This is a genomic window from Actinoallomurus liliacearum, from assembly GCF_039542035.1.
GTDB classification, from domain to species: domain Bacteria; phylum Actinomycetota; class Actinomycetes; order Streptosporangiales; family Streptosporangiaceae; genus Actinoallomurus; species Actinoallomurus liliacearum.
In genome coordinates, this window is the sequence record NZ_BAABHJ010000017.1 from 169,045 (window position 1) to 182,609 (window position 13,565).

9 protein-coding genes are annotated in these 13,565 nt (G+C 71.8%); 1 reads left to right on the forward strand and 8 read right to left on the reverse strand.

The window, feature by feature from the left end; all coding sequences use genetic code 11:
* Positions 1–84 precede the first annotated feature (84 nt).
* Genes ABD978_RS24480 through ABD978_RS24495 form a run of 4 tightly spaced genes read right to left on the reverse strand, consistent with a single transcriptional unit; the run spans position 85 to position 4,563 of the window.
* A complete protein-coding gene (locus ABD978_RS24480; protein ID WP_345358890.1) occupies positions 85–1,290 on the reverse strand; it encodes an ROK family protein in 1,206 nt (401 codons plus the stop codon).
* A 16-nt stretch (positions 1,291–1,306) separates the two neighbouring features.
* Positions 1,307–2,620 (reverse strand): sugar ABC transporter permease, encoded by a 1,314-nt coding sequence (locus ABD978_RS24485; RefSeq protein WP_345358892.1) that lies wholly within the window; start codon positions 2,618–2,620, stop codon positions 1,307–1,309.
* Positions 2,621–2,628: 8 nt separating this feature from the next.
* A complete protein-coding gene (locus ABD978_RS24490) occupies positions 2,629–3,414 on the reverse strand; it encodes an ATP-binding cassette domain-containing protein (protein ID WP_345358895.1) in 786 nt (261 codons plus the stop codon).
* A gap of 60 nt (positions 3,415–3,474) precedes the next feature.
* Complete coding sequence (locus ABD978_RS24495) at positions 3,475–4,563, reverse strand: sugar ABC transporter substrate-binding protein (protein WP_345358898.1); 1,089 nt, start codon at positions 4,561–4,563, stop codon at positions 3,475–3,477.
* A 267-nt stretch (positions 4,564–4,830) separates the two neighbouring features.
* On the opposite strand from ABD978_RS24495, the gene gndA reads away from it, so the two are divergent.
* Positions 4,831–6,255 (forward strand): NADP-dependent phosphogluconate dehydrogenase, encoded by a 1,425-nt coding sequence (gene gndA / locus ABD978_RS24500; RefSeq protein WP_345358901.1) that lies wholly within the window; start codon positions 4,831–4,833, stop codon positions 6,253–6,255.
* 174 nt (positions 6,256–6,429) lie between these two features.
* Here gndA and ABD978_RS24505 read toward each other — a convergent pair whose 3' ends face one another.
* From ABD978_RS24505 to ABD978_RS24520, 4 genes are all read right to left on the reverse strand, one after another.
* Positions 6,430–7,587, reverse strand: a complete 1,158-nt coding sequence (locus tag ABD978_RS24505) for an SGNH/GDSL hydrolase family protein (RefSeq protein WP_345358904.1) — start codon at positions 7,585–7,587, stop codon at positions 6,430–6,432.
* A 163-nt stretch (positions 7,588–7,750) separates the two neighbouring features.
* On the reverse strand, positions 7,751–10,342 hold the full coding sequence (locus tag ABD978_RS24510) for a polynucleotide kinase-phosphatase (protein ID WP_345358907.1): 2,592 nt from the start codon (positions 10,340–10,342) through the stop codon (positions 7,751–7,753).
* Entirely contained in the window at positions 10,339–11,778 is a 1,440-nt protein-coding gene (locus ABD978_RS24515; RefSeq protein ID WP_345358910.1) for a 3' terminal RNA ribose 2'-O-methyltransferase Hen1, read from the reverse strand. The genes ABD978_RS24510 and ABD978_RS24515 overlap by 4 nt, the downstream gene beginning before the upstream one ends.
* A 122-nt stretch (positions 11,779–11,900) precedes the next feature.
* Positions 11,901–13,508: a serine/threonine-protein kinase gene (locus ABD978_RS24520; RefSeq protein WP_345358913.1), complete on the reverse strand. Its 1,608-nt coding sequence runs from the start codon at positions 13,506–13,508 to the stop codon at positions 11,901–11,903.
* Positions 13,509–13,565: the final 57 nt, after the last annotated feature.

Genomic DNA, 13,565 nt, shown 5'->3' on the forward strand with positions numbered 1-13,565 from the left:
CCACGTCCGAAATGTGCCGGGACAATGGAAGCGGGAGACGACGACCCCGTCAAGATCCTGCACGGAGAGTGAGACGGAGAAGGGTCAGGCGGCGAGGCTGGTGAGGACGCCGATCGGGTCCTCCAGGAGCGGCGCGAAGGCCAGCTCGGCGGCGCCGACCAGCTGGGCGTCCGGGCCCAGCACGGAGGCCGCCATCCGCACCTGCTCGCGCGGCGCGACGAGGGACGACCGGGCGACGGTGTTCCGTACGACGTCCTCGGTCAGGACGAACAGCTCACCGAGCGGCCCGCCGAGCACGACGATGTCCGGGTTGAACGTGTTGATCAGCATGCCGACGCCGATCCCGAGCCAGCGGGCGACCCGCGCGGCCGCCGCCACCGCCTTCGGCTCTCCGGCGGCGACCTGGGCCAGCACCGCGCGGTAGACCTCGAGCCCGCTGTCGGCCGACAGTCCCGCGGCGGTCAGCAGTGACTCCACGCCGGTCTCGGTCTCCAGGCAGCCGACGGACCCGCACCGGCAGAGCCGTCCGTCCGGGTTGACGCGCAGGTGCCCGATCTCGCCCGCGTACCCGCCACGGCCGCGCAGCGGCCGCCCGCCGACGAGGATGCCGCCGCCGAGGCCGATCTCCCCGGAGATCACCACGACATGGTCGTACCCGACGGCGGCGCCGCGCCAGTGCTCGGCGAGCGCGCCGAGGTCGGCGTCGTTGGCGAGGAAGGCCGGCAGGTCGAGCCGCTCCCCCAGCCGCGCTCCGAGGGGCAGGTCGATCCAGCCGAGGTTCGGGGCGAACCGCAGCAGCCCGTCCCCCTGGCCGACCACGCCGGGCACGGACAGGCCGACGCCGACGCAACGGGCGCCCTGCGGCGCTCCGTCACGCAGGCGGCGGCAGTTGTCGACGATCGCGTCGATCGTCGCGTCGAGCTCGCTCCAGTCCCGCCCGGAGTCGACCTCGACCCGGTCCAGCACCCGCCCGCCGAGCCCGACCCTCGCCATCACCAGGTGCCGGACGCCGAGGTCGACCGCGAGCACGTACGCGGCCTGCGGCGACGGCAGCACCTCGAGTGAGGGACGGCCGGCCCGTCCTCGAGCGCTCGCGGAGCGCTCGAGGACGAGACCCGCGTCGACGAGCTCGCTGACCAGATCCCCGATGGTGCTCCGGTTGAGCCCCATCTCCGCGGTCAGCTCGGCCCGGGACCGGCAGCCGTGCCGGTGCACCTCGGTCAGGATCGCGCCCAGGTTGTGCCGACGTACGTCGTCCTGGGTCGATCCGCGGATGCGCCGACGTGTCACCGGTCGCCCCCGTTGTTCAGCGACCGGTCGCGGAGCGCCGGCGCCGGGCCAGGGCGTCGATGCTCGCGGCGAGCAGCAGGAACCCACCTGTGATCAGGTAGTTGGCGTACGCCTTCGCCCCCAGCAGGCCGAGGCCGTTGTCGATGATCGCGATGACCAGACCACCCAGGATCGCGTCCCGGGCCTTGCCCTTGCCGCCGAACAGGCTGGTGCCGCCGATGACGGCCGCGCCGACGGCGTACAGCAGCGTGTTGCCGGCACCGGCGTCCGGGGTCACCGAGTTCAGCCGGGACGCGGCCACGATGCCGCTGACCGCGGCGAGCAGCGAACCGATCATGAACACGGACATCCGGATGCGGTTGACGTTGATGCCGGCCCGTCGCGCCGCCTCGGCGTTGCCGCCGACCGCGTACACGTGGCGGCCGTACGCGGTACGGCTGAGCACGAAGGTGCAGACGATCAGGAGCACCGCGACCAGGGGCACGCCCCAGGGGATGCCGCCGAAGAACGGCGCCAGCGGGGTGCGCGCCCGGTTCAGGTTGAGGATGTACGCGCCGCCCAGCAGGGCGATCGCGACCAGGACGACCTGAACGACGACGAGGACGAGGGGCTGCCGGGACAGGCTCTTGGCGTTCTGCCGCTGCCAGCGCAGCAGCTTGACGGCGGCGAACAGGAGAACGCCGACGGCCGCCACCGTCCAGCCCAGCCAGACCGGCATGTACTTGTTGGCCAGCGCGTAGACGACCTTGTCGTGGACGGGAACGGTCCCGCCCTCGCCGATCAGCTTCAGCGCGATGCCCTGCAGGCCGAGGAACAACGCCAGCGTCACGACGAACGACGGGATGCGCACGATCGCCACCAGCGCGCCGATGGCGGCGCCGATGACCAGGCCGGTCACGGCCGCGGCGAGCACCGCGACGATCCAGTTCTGGCCTCCGTCGACCATGAGCTTGGCCATCACCGCGGCGCACGCGCCGCTGGCGACACCCGCCGACAGGTCGATCTCGCCGAGGAGCAGGACGAAGACCAGGCCCATCGCGAGGATCGTGACGGGCAGCGCCTGCGTGAGCAGGTTGGCGATGTTGCCCTTGCTGAGGAAGGTCTCCGGGCGCAGCCCGTAGAAGAGGATGATCAGGACGACGAGACCGAACACCGCCGGCAGCGCGCCGAGGTCTCCGGAGCGGAGCTTGATGACATAGCCGTTGATCGCCGACGAGACCGTCTGCTCGCGGGTGTCGGCGGAGAAGTCCGAGTCCGCGAGGGTCGCCGTCGCCGCCCGCTTCTCGGGCACCGGGTCGACCACGTTCGGCTCGGGGGTTTCGGTGGACATGTAAAACCTCAGATGCTTTCTGCCGCGGTCGAGGGGGCGAGGCCCAGGTCACCCGAGCGCCCGGTGGTGATCAGCTCGACCACCTGGCTGTGGGTGACGTCGGACCGTTTGACGTCGGCGGCGACGCGGCCGAGGTAGAGGCAGGTGATCCGGTCCGCCACCTCGAAGACGTCGTTCATGTTGTGCGAGATCAGCACGACGCCGTGGCCGGTCTCCGCGAGGCGGCGCACCAGGTCCAGGACCTGCCGGGTCTGCGCGACGCCGAGCGCGGCGGTGGGCTCGTCCAGGATGACGACCTTGGACTCCCACAGCACGGCCTTGGCGATCGCCACGGTCTGCCGCTGGCCGCCGGACAGGCTCGCCACCTGCTGGCGGACCGACTTGACGGTGCGCACCGAGAGCTTGGCCAGCGTCTCGCGGGCGGCCTGCTCCATGGCGCCCTCATCCAGGACGATGCCCTTCTTGCGCTCCCGGCCGAGGAACATGTTCTGGGCGATGTCCAGGTTGTCGGCCAGGGCGAGGTCCTGGTAGACGATCTCGATGCCGAGGTCGGCCGCGTCGCGGGGGCCGTGGATGCTCACCGGCCTGCCCTCGAAGCTCACCTGGCCCGAGTCGGTGGGGTGGATGCCGGCGATGCACTTGATCAGCGTGGACTTACCGGCACCGTTGTCGCCGACGAGCGCGGTCACCTGTCCGGGGTAGACCGCGAAGTCGATGTCGTGGAGCACATGAATGGCTCCGAAGCTCTTGTTGATCCCCGCCAGTTCGAGGGTCGGGGTTCCGTTGTCAGACAACGCTGCGCACTCCCTAAAAGGCGCGATGGGGCGCCCGGTGACCCGGGCGCCCCTCGTTCCTTACTGAATTCCGGCGGTCTTGCACTTGGCGGCGTAGGCGCCCTTGCAGATGTCGGCGGCGGTGATGCCGCTGCCGCCGTCGGTGACGACCTGCTTGACGTTGTCCTTGGTGATCAGGACCGGGTTCAGCAGGATGGACGGCACCTGACGGTGGCCCTGCGGGTCGTTGGAGGTGGCGTTGGTCTGCGGCTTCTGGCCCTTGGCCAGCGCGGTGACGACCGAGACCAGGCTGTCGGCCTCCAGCTTGTTCGGCTTGTAGACCGTCATGCACTGGGTGCCGTCGAGGATGTTCTGCAGGCCCTGGACGGTCGCGTCCTGACCGGTCACGGGGACCTTGCCGGCCTCGTTGTTCTTCTTGAGGATGGAGATCGCGGCGTTGCCGAGGCCGTCGTTGGCGGCGAGCACGCCGTCGACCTTGCCCTTCTGCTGCGTGTAGATCTGCTCGAAGATCGTGGCGGCCTGCTGGTTGTCCCAGTCGGGCACGGCCTGCTCGGCGACCTTGGTGTAGTCGGTCACCTTGTCCAGGACCTCGTGCGCGCCCTGCTTGAAGAGGGTCGCGTTGTTGTCCGTGGGCGAGCCGTCCAGGTAGACGATGTTCGACTTCTTGGCCCCGAGGCACTTCTGCAGGCCCTGGCCCTGGACCCGGCCGACCTGGACGCCGTCGAACGACACGTAGTAGTCGGCGGACCCACCGAGGGTCAGCCGGTCGTAGTCGATCGTCTGGACGCCCTGGGCCTTGGCCTTCTGCTCGATCGCCGCGCCGGAGTTGGAGTCGAGGTTCACGATCGCCAGCATGGTCACGCCGCTGGTGATCATCTGGTCGGCGATGGTCTGCATCCGCTGCTTGTCGCCCTCGGCGTTCTGGATGTCGGCGGGGATGCCGGCCGCCGCGAACGCCTTCTTGAGCACCGGGAGGTCGAAGTTCTCCCAGCGGACGGACGACTTCGTGTCGGGCAGGATGATGCCGACCTTGGCCTTCGCCTTGGCCGAGCCGCCACCCTTCTTGTCGTCACTGCCGCCGCAGCCGGTGAGGGCGGCGGTCGCCATGGCCGCGATCGCGGCGAGACATGCCGTGCGCTTGAAGATCAAGTCGACACCTTCTTCGGGGTCCCCAGGAACGGTTTGTTTGGCCGCACAACGTATTCCGCCGTTACGGGTTCGTATAGAGGGAGAAAGCCGGAGAAATCCGACGGTTACGACATCGAAACAAACCCGTCACATAACGCCCTGCGTCCATGAGGTCACCCTCAGCGGCCGGCCGTCCGGGGGCGCTGCGTGAAAGCGATTTCCCCAGGCGTCGCCCTCCAACGCGAGCCGCGCCGTGCCCCGCGAGGCGCGGAGGTTAGTGTCGGCATCATGGGTAGCCAGATCGGTGTCACCGGGCTCGCCGTCATGGGCCAGAACCTCGCGCGGAACATCGCGCGCCACGGGTTCCCGGTGGCCGTGCACAATCGAAGCGAGAGCCGCACCAAGCAGCTCATCGAGCACCATGGTGACGAGGGCGACTTCACGCCCGCGTACTCCCTCGAGGAGTTCGTCGCCGCGCTGGACCGGCCCCGCCGGATCATCATCATGGTCAAGGCGGGCGCGCCCGTCGACGCCGTGATCAAGGACCTGCTGCCGCTGCTCGACGCCGGCGACATCATCATCGACGGCGGCAACTCCCACTACGAGGACACCCGGCGGCGCGTCGCCGAGCTCGCCGAGCACGACATCCACTTCGTCGGCGCCGGCATCTCCGGCGGCGAGGAGGGCGCGCTGCACGGCCCGAGCATCATGCCGGGCGGCCCGCGCGAGGCGTACGACCCCGTCGAGCCGGTCCTCACCGCCATCGCGGCACAGGTGGACGGCACGCCGTGCTGCGCCTACATCGGCCCGGACGGCGCCGGCCACTACGTCAAGATGGCGCACAACGGCATCGAGTACGCCGACATGCAGCTCATCGCGGAGGCGTACGACCTGCTCACGCACGCCGCCGGGCTGAGCGCCCCGGAGATCGCACGCGTCTTCGAACAGTGGAACGAAGGCGATCTGGAGTCGTTCCTCATCGAGATCACCGCCAAGGTGCTCGCGCACACCGACGACACGACCGGTGAGCCGCTCGTCGACGTGATCCTCGACGAGGCCGAGCAGAAGGGCACCGGCCGCTGGACCGCCCAGTCGGCGCTGGAGCTCGGCGTTCCGGTGACCGCGATCACCGAGGCGGTGTTCGCACGGGCGCTGTCCGCGCGCAAGGACGAGCGGACCAAGGCGTCGAAGATCCTGCCGGGCCCGCCCGCCGGGCAGGCGGGAGGCGACTTCGTCGACGCGGTGCGCGACGCGCTGTACGCCTCGAAGGTCGTCGCCTACGCGCAGGGGTTCGAGCAGATCCGCGCCGCGTCCAACGAGTACGGCTGGGACGTCCAGCCCGGCACGCTCGCGACGATCTGGCGCGGCGGCTGCATCATCCGCGCCCGGTTCCTCAACCGGATCAAGGACGCCTACGACCGCGACCCGGAGCTGTCCAACCTCCTCCTGGACGACTACTTCCGGGACGCCGTCGCGGGCGCCCAGGACGCCTGGCGCAAGGTCGTGCGCACGGCGATCGAGCTGGGCGTGCCCACTCCCGCGTTCTCCTCGGCGCTGGCCTACTACGACGGCTTCCGCCGGGAGCGCGGCCCCGCCTCGCTCATCCAGGGCCTGCGGGACCTCTTCGGCGCGCACACCTACCGTCGCACCGACCGGGAGGGCGTCTTCCACACGCTCTGGTCCGAGGACGGCCGCGAGGTGTCCGCGGACTGAACGGGTCCGACCGGACGGGCGCCACCGGCCGCCGGCGCCCGTCCGCACGAGACGGCGCGCCCACCGCCGGCACCCGTCGGCACGAGGCGGTGCTCCCGGCCGCCCGCGTCCGGACGGACGTCGGCTGCCGGGAGTGCGTCAGCGGCCGGGAGTGCGTCAGCGGCCGGGAGTGCGTCAGCGGGCGAACGGGCCGCCCGCGGCGAAGGCGTACGCGGCGAAGCGCTCCCCCATCCGGCGGTATCCGGCGGCGTTCGGGTGCAGTGCGTCGGGCAGGTCCGCGACGTCCGACTCGCCGAACAGCTCCCGTCCGTCCAGGTAGTGCAGGTTCGGGTCCGTGGCCGACCGCACGCCCACGATCCGGTGCAGGGACTCCCGGATCACCGAGAGGCTCAGGGCGCCCGCGGCGAGCCCCGCCGGGTCGCCGATCGAGCGGAAGCGCACGACCCCGTCCTCGATGTCGTCGAACGTCGGGCCGGGCCGGTCCTCCACGATCGGGCACAGGATCGGCGAGATGACCAGCAGCGGCGTCTCCGGGTGGCCCTCGCGCACGGTGTCGAGGAAGCCGTGCACCGCGGGTTCGAAGGCCCGCACCCGCATCGTGTCGCCGTTGACGACGTTGATGCCGAGCTTGAGGCTGATGAAGTCGGCGGGCAGGTCGCGGATGGTCCGGGCGGTGAACGGATCGAGCATGGCGTTCCCCGCCAGCCCGAGGTTGAGGACGTTCACGTCGGCGGCCCGCGCCGCGACGACGGGCCAGGTGCCGAGCGGGTTGTCGGCCTCCATGCAGTGGCTGATCGAGCTGCCGTGGTGCACCCAGCGCGGCCGGGGGTCGGGCTGCGGCGGACGCACCGGCCCGTCGGCGCGCAACGCGATCAGCTCCACCGGGGCGCTCTGCGGGAGCCAGATCTCGACCTCCTTGCGCCCGGGCGGCAGCGGCCCGAAGCGCACGGTGGCGGGCTCACCCGGCGTGATCTCCGGGGGCTTGACGCCGGACGTGTCCAGGGCGAGCACATTGCCGTCGGGCGTGGCGACCCGCTCGCCCGGTACGCCGTCCACCACCAGCTCGAACACACCGCCGGAATTGGGCTCGCCCGTGGAGTCCAGCGTCTTGGTGGTCAGCACGTCGAGTTCCAGCCCCGTCGCCTCGGTGGCGAACACCATCCGGACACCGGACGGCATGGCCACCACGAGCTCGCAGAACGGGCTCGGGATCTGCGGCCTCGTCCAGCTCGGCAGACGCCGGGGGCGAAGCCCGGCCTCGGTGCGCTCCAGATCCAGCGCGCCTCGGATCACGACCGGGCCGTCGAGCAGGGGGACGTCGGCGAATGCCATTCGATCGACCTTTCGTTCCGGGCCGCGACGGCGGCCACCACCGAACGTACGGCCCCCGGCGCGCCGTGCGGAAGGTCGCGGATGCGTCCTCCGCACGGCGCCCGGAGATCACAGCCCGGAGTTCGAGGCCCGTGAACCACAGCCCGAAGGGCAGGGGCCGGGCTCAGAGGCGGGGGTCGACGGGCTCGGACTCGAGCGCGAGCACGCCGAACACCGCCTGGTGGACCCGCCAGAGCGGCTCTCCGGCCGCCAGCCGGTCCAGGGCCTCCAGGCCCAGGGCGTGCTCCCGCATGGCGAGGGACCGCTTACGGCCCAGCGACCGCTGCCGCAGCCGTTCGAGGTGCTCCGGCTCGGTGTAGTCCGGCCCGTAGATGATCCGCAGGTACTCCCGGCCCCGGCACTTCAGGCCGGGCTGTACGAGGCGGCGCTCACCGTCCGGCCCGGCCGGCGCCGGTCCGCCGCCCTCGGCCGGGGACAGCGGCTTGACGACCATGCCCTCGCCGCCGGCCGCGGTCAGCTCCGTCCACCACGCGACCGCGGCGGACTCGTCGCCGTTCAGGTCCAGGACGTGCGACCGGGTCGGCGCGAACAGCTCCTCGTCGGCGGCGGCCAGCCGGTCGGCGACCGCCAGGTGCCACAGGTGGTCCCGCTCGGCGTACGAGCGGCCCTCCCCGGCGAGCACCTGGAACGGGGCCAGCCGCAGTCCCTTCAGCCCTTCCGTCGGCCAGCAGTAGCGCGCGTAGGCGTCCCGGAACAGCTCCGCGTTGGCCCACCGGCGGGTCACGCGGTCGCGCAGCGCGGCCACGTCGAGGCCGCGGGCGGCGGCGCGGTCGAGGACGTCCGCGGCCATCGGCAGCGCGGCGCGGGCCGCCGCGCCGGTCGCGGCGTACTGGGTGCGCAGCAGCTCGACGGCCTTGGCCGACCACGGCATCAGCTCGCAGTCCAGCGCCAGCCACCCCGTCTCGAGCTCCGCGAACAGCCCGCCCGCGGCCGCCCGGACCCGTGCCAGGAACTCCTCCGTCGTCGCCGGGTCCGGGAAGAACGGCCGGCCGGTCCGCGTGTAGACCGCCCCGGTCGTGCCGTCGTCCACCCCGAACCTGCCGGCGGCGGCGCGCTCGTCGCGGGCGACGACCACGATGGCGCGCGAGCCCATGTGCTTCTCCTCGCACACGACCCGCGCGACGCCCTGCCGCCGGTACTCCTCGAACGCCTCGGCCGGGTGCTCCAGGTACCCCTCCAGCGCGGACGTGGGCGCGGGGGCCATCGTCGGCGGCAGGTACACCAGCCAGCGCGGGTCGACGCCGAACCGGCTCATGACCTCCAGGGCCGGCCAGACGTTCTCGTCGCGGACGCTGACGCGGCCCATCAGCCGCGTCCGGACCGCCTCCCGTACGTCGGCGATGCGCAACACGCCGGACTCCCGGTGCGAGCCGGGCGCGGTCGCGGCCTCCGGGACGAGCGGCCGGACCGGCTCGTACCAGACCTCGTGCGCGGGGACCGAGACGAGCCTCTTCTCCGGGTAGCGCAGCGCGGTCAGCCGGCCGCCGAAGACGCACCCGGTGTCGACGCACAGCGTGTTGTTGACCCACTCCGGCTCGGGCACCGGGGTGTGGCCGTACACGACCATGGCCTCGCCCCGGTAGTCGTTCGCCCAGGGGTACCGCACCGGCAGCCCGTACTCGTCCGTCTCCCCGGTCGTCTCGCCGTACAGCGCGAACGACCGTACGCGGCCCGACGCCCGCCCGTGGTAGGCCTCCTTGAGCCCCGCGTGCGCGACGACGAGACGCCCACCGTCGAGGACCAGGTGACTGACGAGCCCGTCCATGAAGGCCAGCGCCGCCGCGCGGAACTCCTCGGGCTCGTTCTCGAGCTGTTCGAGCGACTGGGCGAGTCCGTGGCCGACCGTGACCCGGCGGCCCCTGAGCGCGCGTCCGAGCTTGTTCTCGTGGTTGCCTGGGACGCACAGCGCGGTCCCGGCGGCGACCATGCCCATGGCGAGACGGAGCACGCCGGGGGTGTCCGGCCCCCGGTCGACCAGGTCGCCCAGGAAGACGGCGGTCCGGCCCTCGGGGTGCGCGGCGCCCACCGGGCGGCCGAGCGGGTCGCGCTCGATCGCGTACCCGAGCTCGGTGAGCAGGTCCTCCAGCTCGGCCCGGCAGCCGTGCACGTCGCCGATCAGGTCGAACGGACCGGTGATGTGCCGTTTGTCCGACCATGCCTTGTCGTACGTGACGACGGCCCGGTCGATCTCCTCGCCGCGCAGCACGTACGCGCGCTTGAACTCCCGGTGCAGGCCGCGCAGCCCGCGCCGCAGCTCGCGGCGCTGCCGGGGAACGACGTGGTCGGGCAGGTCGCGGTCGGTCCGGGCAGCGTTGCGCTCCATCGCGACCGACTCGGGCACGTCGAGGACGATCGCGACGGCGAGCACGTCGTGCTCCTTCGCGATCCGCACCAGCTGCTCGCGCGAGCGCGGCTGCACGTTGGTGGCGTCCACGACCGTGAGCAGACCGCGTCGCAGGCGCGTGCGCACGATGTAGTGCAGCAGGTCGAAGGCGTCGGTGGTGGCCGACTGGTCGTTCTCGTCGTCCGACACGACGCCCCGGCAGTAGTCCGAGGACACCACCTGGGTCGGGGCGAAGTGCCGGCGGGCGAAGTGCGACTTGCCGGAGCCCGACACGCCGACCAGCACGACGAGCGCCATCTCCGGGATCTTGAGCTCCGGGGCTTCGGTCTCCGGGCTCTCCAGCTCCGTCATCGGGTGAACACCCCCATCTGGGTCGGCGCGCCGACCTCGGTGTCGTCGTCGCCGACCGGGACGTACCGGACCTGGTAGCCGTACGCTCCGGCGACCCGCGCGGCCCACTCCCGGAACTCCGCGCGGGTCCACTCGAACCGGTGGTCCGGGTGCCGGAAGCCGGTGAGGCCCTCGTAGCGGACGTTGTACTCGGCGTTCGGCGTCGTGACGACCACGACTCGGTGCCTGGCGTCGCCGAACACGACGCGTTCGACGGCGGGCAGCCGCGGCACGTCCACGTGCTCGATGACCTCCATCAGCACCGCCGCGTCGTACCCGTGGAACCGGTCGTCGGCGTAGGTGAGCGCCGCCGTGAAGAGGTTCAGCCGTTCCTCCTGCGCACGCGTGAGGCGCGCGGGTTTGAGCCGCCGCTGGGCGATCATGATGGCCCGCGGCGAGACGTCGGTGCCCGCGACGGAGCGGAAGTACGGGTCCTGCAGCAGCCGGGTCAGCAGCTTCCCGGAGCCGCAGCCGAGGTCGATGACCCGCTGCGCCTCTTCGGCCCGCAGCACGTCGAGCACCGCCTGGACGCGGCGTTCGGCGAGCGGGACCGGCGGGGCCGCCGCCTCGGTGCCGGTCTCCGCGTCGCCCGGCTCGGCGGCCGTCGGGTCGGACGCGGCCGGCTCCTCGTCGATCGGGTCCCGGTCGAGAGCGTCCTCCGGACGGTCGTCGGCCTCGGCGAGACGGGCCAGCGCCGTACGGACCAGGCCGCGGCGGTTCGCCAGGTAACGGCGGGTGATGCGGCCGCGTTCGGGGTGGGCCGCCAGCCAGCCCGTGCCCGCCCGGATCAGCTTGTCCACCTCGTCCGAGGCGATCCAGTAATGCTTCGAATCATCGAGGACGGGCAGCAGGACGTACACCTGGTTCAGCGCGTCGGCCAGCTTCAGCTCACCCTCGAGCGTGAGCGTGACGTACCGGGAGTCGCCCCACTGCGGGAACTCCGGGTCGAGCGGGACCGGCCGGGCCGTCACCCGCCAGCCGAGCGGCTCGAACAGCCGCCGGGCCGCCTCCGCGCCGCCCCGGCACGGCAGCGCGGGCAGCGTGACCGTCAGCGGGATCGGCGTCGCCGCCAGCTCGGCGCGGTCCCGGCTCGCGCCGCGCATCGCGGTGCGGAAGACGTTCGCCATCGCCGAGGCCAGCAGGGACGACGCGGCGTACGGCCGGTCGTTGACGTACTGCCCGAGGGACAGGTCCGGTGTCTTCCGCGCCTTCGCCAGCTTGATCGGGTCGACGTCGAGGAGCAGCGCCGCGGTGCACCGGTCGGGTGACGCGTCGGGGTAGAAGACGTGCGCGGTGCCGAAGGACTGCTCGAACGTCTGCACCCGCTCGGGGTGCTTGACCAGCAGGTACCCGAGGTCGGTGGCCGGGCGCACGGTCGTGGTGATCGTCAGCAGCACACGGCACAGTGTTCCGGATGCCCGGCTCCTCCCCCACTGGTTTTCGCCAGGCGGAGACCTCGCGATCGAGGTTCAGCGCGTGCGCCGGCACCCGCATTGTGCAGGGAAGCCCGCCGTTCCGGCTAATGCCAATACGCCTTGGAAAGAACATCCGGAAGGTCGGGATTTGAGGTCACATCGACGATGAGGACTTGCCGGTCGGCGATATACCATTCACGCTCGGTGTAACCGGTCGTGGTCCGGTGAGCACCGCCCTGCTCGGCGCAACTGACGGCGTATTCGCTGTACGTGGCGGGACGCCCGCCGATCCGGCGCTGCTCCGTCACCACCGGTTTCTTCGGCGCGACGATGAAGTCCTCCGGAAAATTCGGGCACGGCTCGACGTCGGAGGCCGGATAGTACATCTGCCTCCCCGCCAGGTAAGTGCCGAAGCCGTGCGCCGCGGTGCTGATCTGTTTCGGCCCCATCACCCAGAATCCGATGCACGGCGTCCTGAAGAATTCGGCCTTCGGGTCCGTGCACCGATCGGTCAGCACGTGCTTCCCGGACGCCCCGGTGTCGACGACGGTCCAGCCGGCGCGCAGCGGCAGGCCCAGCGTGTCGAACCACGTGAGGTTCGCCGGGGGTGTGGGCGTCGGCGTGGGCGTCGGCTTCCGTGTACGGCCGGCCCCGGCGTTCCAGGGAACGAGTGTCACGGCGAGGGCCACCAGCGCCGCGACGACCACCGCCCCCGCTCCCACGAGCAACGCCGTCCGTCCTCCGGACCGTGACCGCGGGGCGGTGGGACCGCCGGGTCCGTACGGCTCCCTGGTGGTGTCGTACGGATGCGCCGAGGGCGTGGTGACGGACGGCGCCGCACCGGGAGCCCCGGGGACCGGTCCGGGGTTCCCGCGAAGGGCCGGTCCGGCCGCCCCCTGGCCGGGGGACGGCAGCGGCTCCTCGCCGAGCAGCCAGGCCAGGGCCTGCCGCGCCGACGGTCGCCGGGCCGGATCCTTGTCCAGGCAGGCCGCCGCGATCACCCGCAGGGGGCCCTGGAGGTCGCCGAGGTCCGGCGGCGCGTGCTGGATCCGGCTCACCACCGCGCCGATGTGGTCCTGCCCGAACGGGGGCCGGCCCGTCGCCGCGTACACGATCGTCCCGCCCCAGGCGAACATGTCCGCCGCCCGCCCCGGCGGCTCGTTGCGCAACTGCTCCGGCGCCATGAACGCCGGAGTCCCGGTGATGTGCCCGCTGAGCGTGGCGTCGACGACATGCGCCACCCCGAAGTCGATCACGCGCGCCCCATCGGGGCCCATCATCACGTTGGCCGGTTTGAAATCACGGTGGACGACCTCCGCCTGGTGGATGGCGACCAGGGCGGTGGCCGTGCCGATCGCCAGCCGATGGAGCGCCGGCCCGCGCAACGGCCCGTTCTCCCCCACCACCTGACGCAGCGAGGGTCCGTCGATGAACTCGCTGACGATGTAGGGCACCTCGCCCTCGACGTCGGCCGCGAGGATCCGCGCCGTGCAGAACGGGTCGACCTTCCGCGCGGCGGCCAGTTCCTTGGCGAAGTACCGCCGCTCGCGCGCGTCGCCGGCGGACCGCAGCAGCTTGACGGCCACCCGCTCGCCGGACCGCGACTCACCGAGGCAGACGACTCCCTGACCGCCCTCGCCCAGCCGGCCGAGCAGTCGATAGCCGGCGACCTCCGGCGGGTCCTGAGACGTCAACGGCCGTAGAGAGGGCATGCCGGGATTCTGCCGCAAAGGGGCGATCGCCCGGCGTCTTCCGACACCGGGCGATCA

What these genes read in the sequence shown, in the direction of transcription:
- ABD978_RS24520 (WP_345358913.1), bottom strand. Translation starts at nt 13,508, where the DNA reads ATGCCCTCTCTACGGCCGTTGACGTCTCAGGACCCGCCGGAGGTCGCC.
- gndA (WP_345358901.1), top strand. Translation starts at nt 4,831, where the DNA reads ATGGGTAGCCAGATCGGTGTCACCGGGCTCGCCGTCATGGGCCAGAAC.
- ABD978_RS24510 (WP_345358907.1), bottom strand. Translation starts at nt 10,342, where the DNA reads ATGACGGAGCTGGAGAGCCCGGAGACCGAAGCCCCGGAGCTCAAGATC.
- ABD978_RS24505 (WP_345358904.1), bottom strand. Translation starts at nt 7,587, where the DNA reads ATGGCATTCGCCGACGTCCCCCTGCTCGACGGCCCGGTCGTGATCCGA.
- ABD978_RS24485 (WP_345358892.1), bottom strand. Translation starts at nt 2,620, where the DNA reads ATGTCCACCGAAACCCCCGAGCCGAACGTGGTCGACCCGGTGCCCGAG.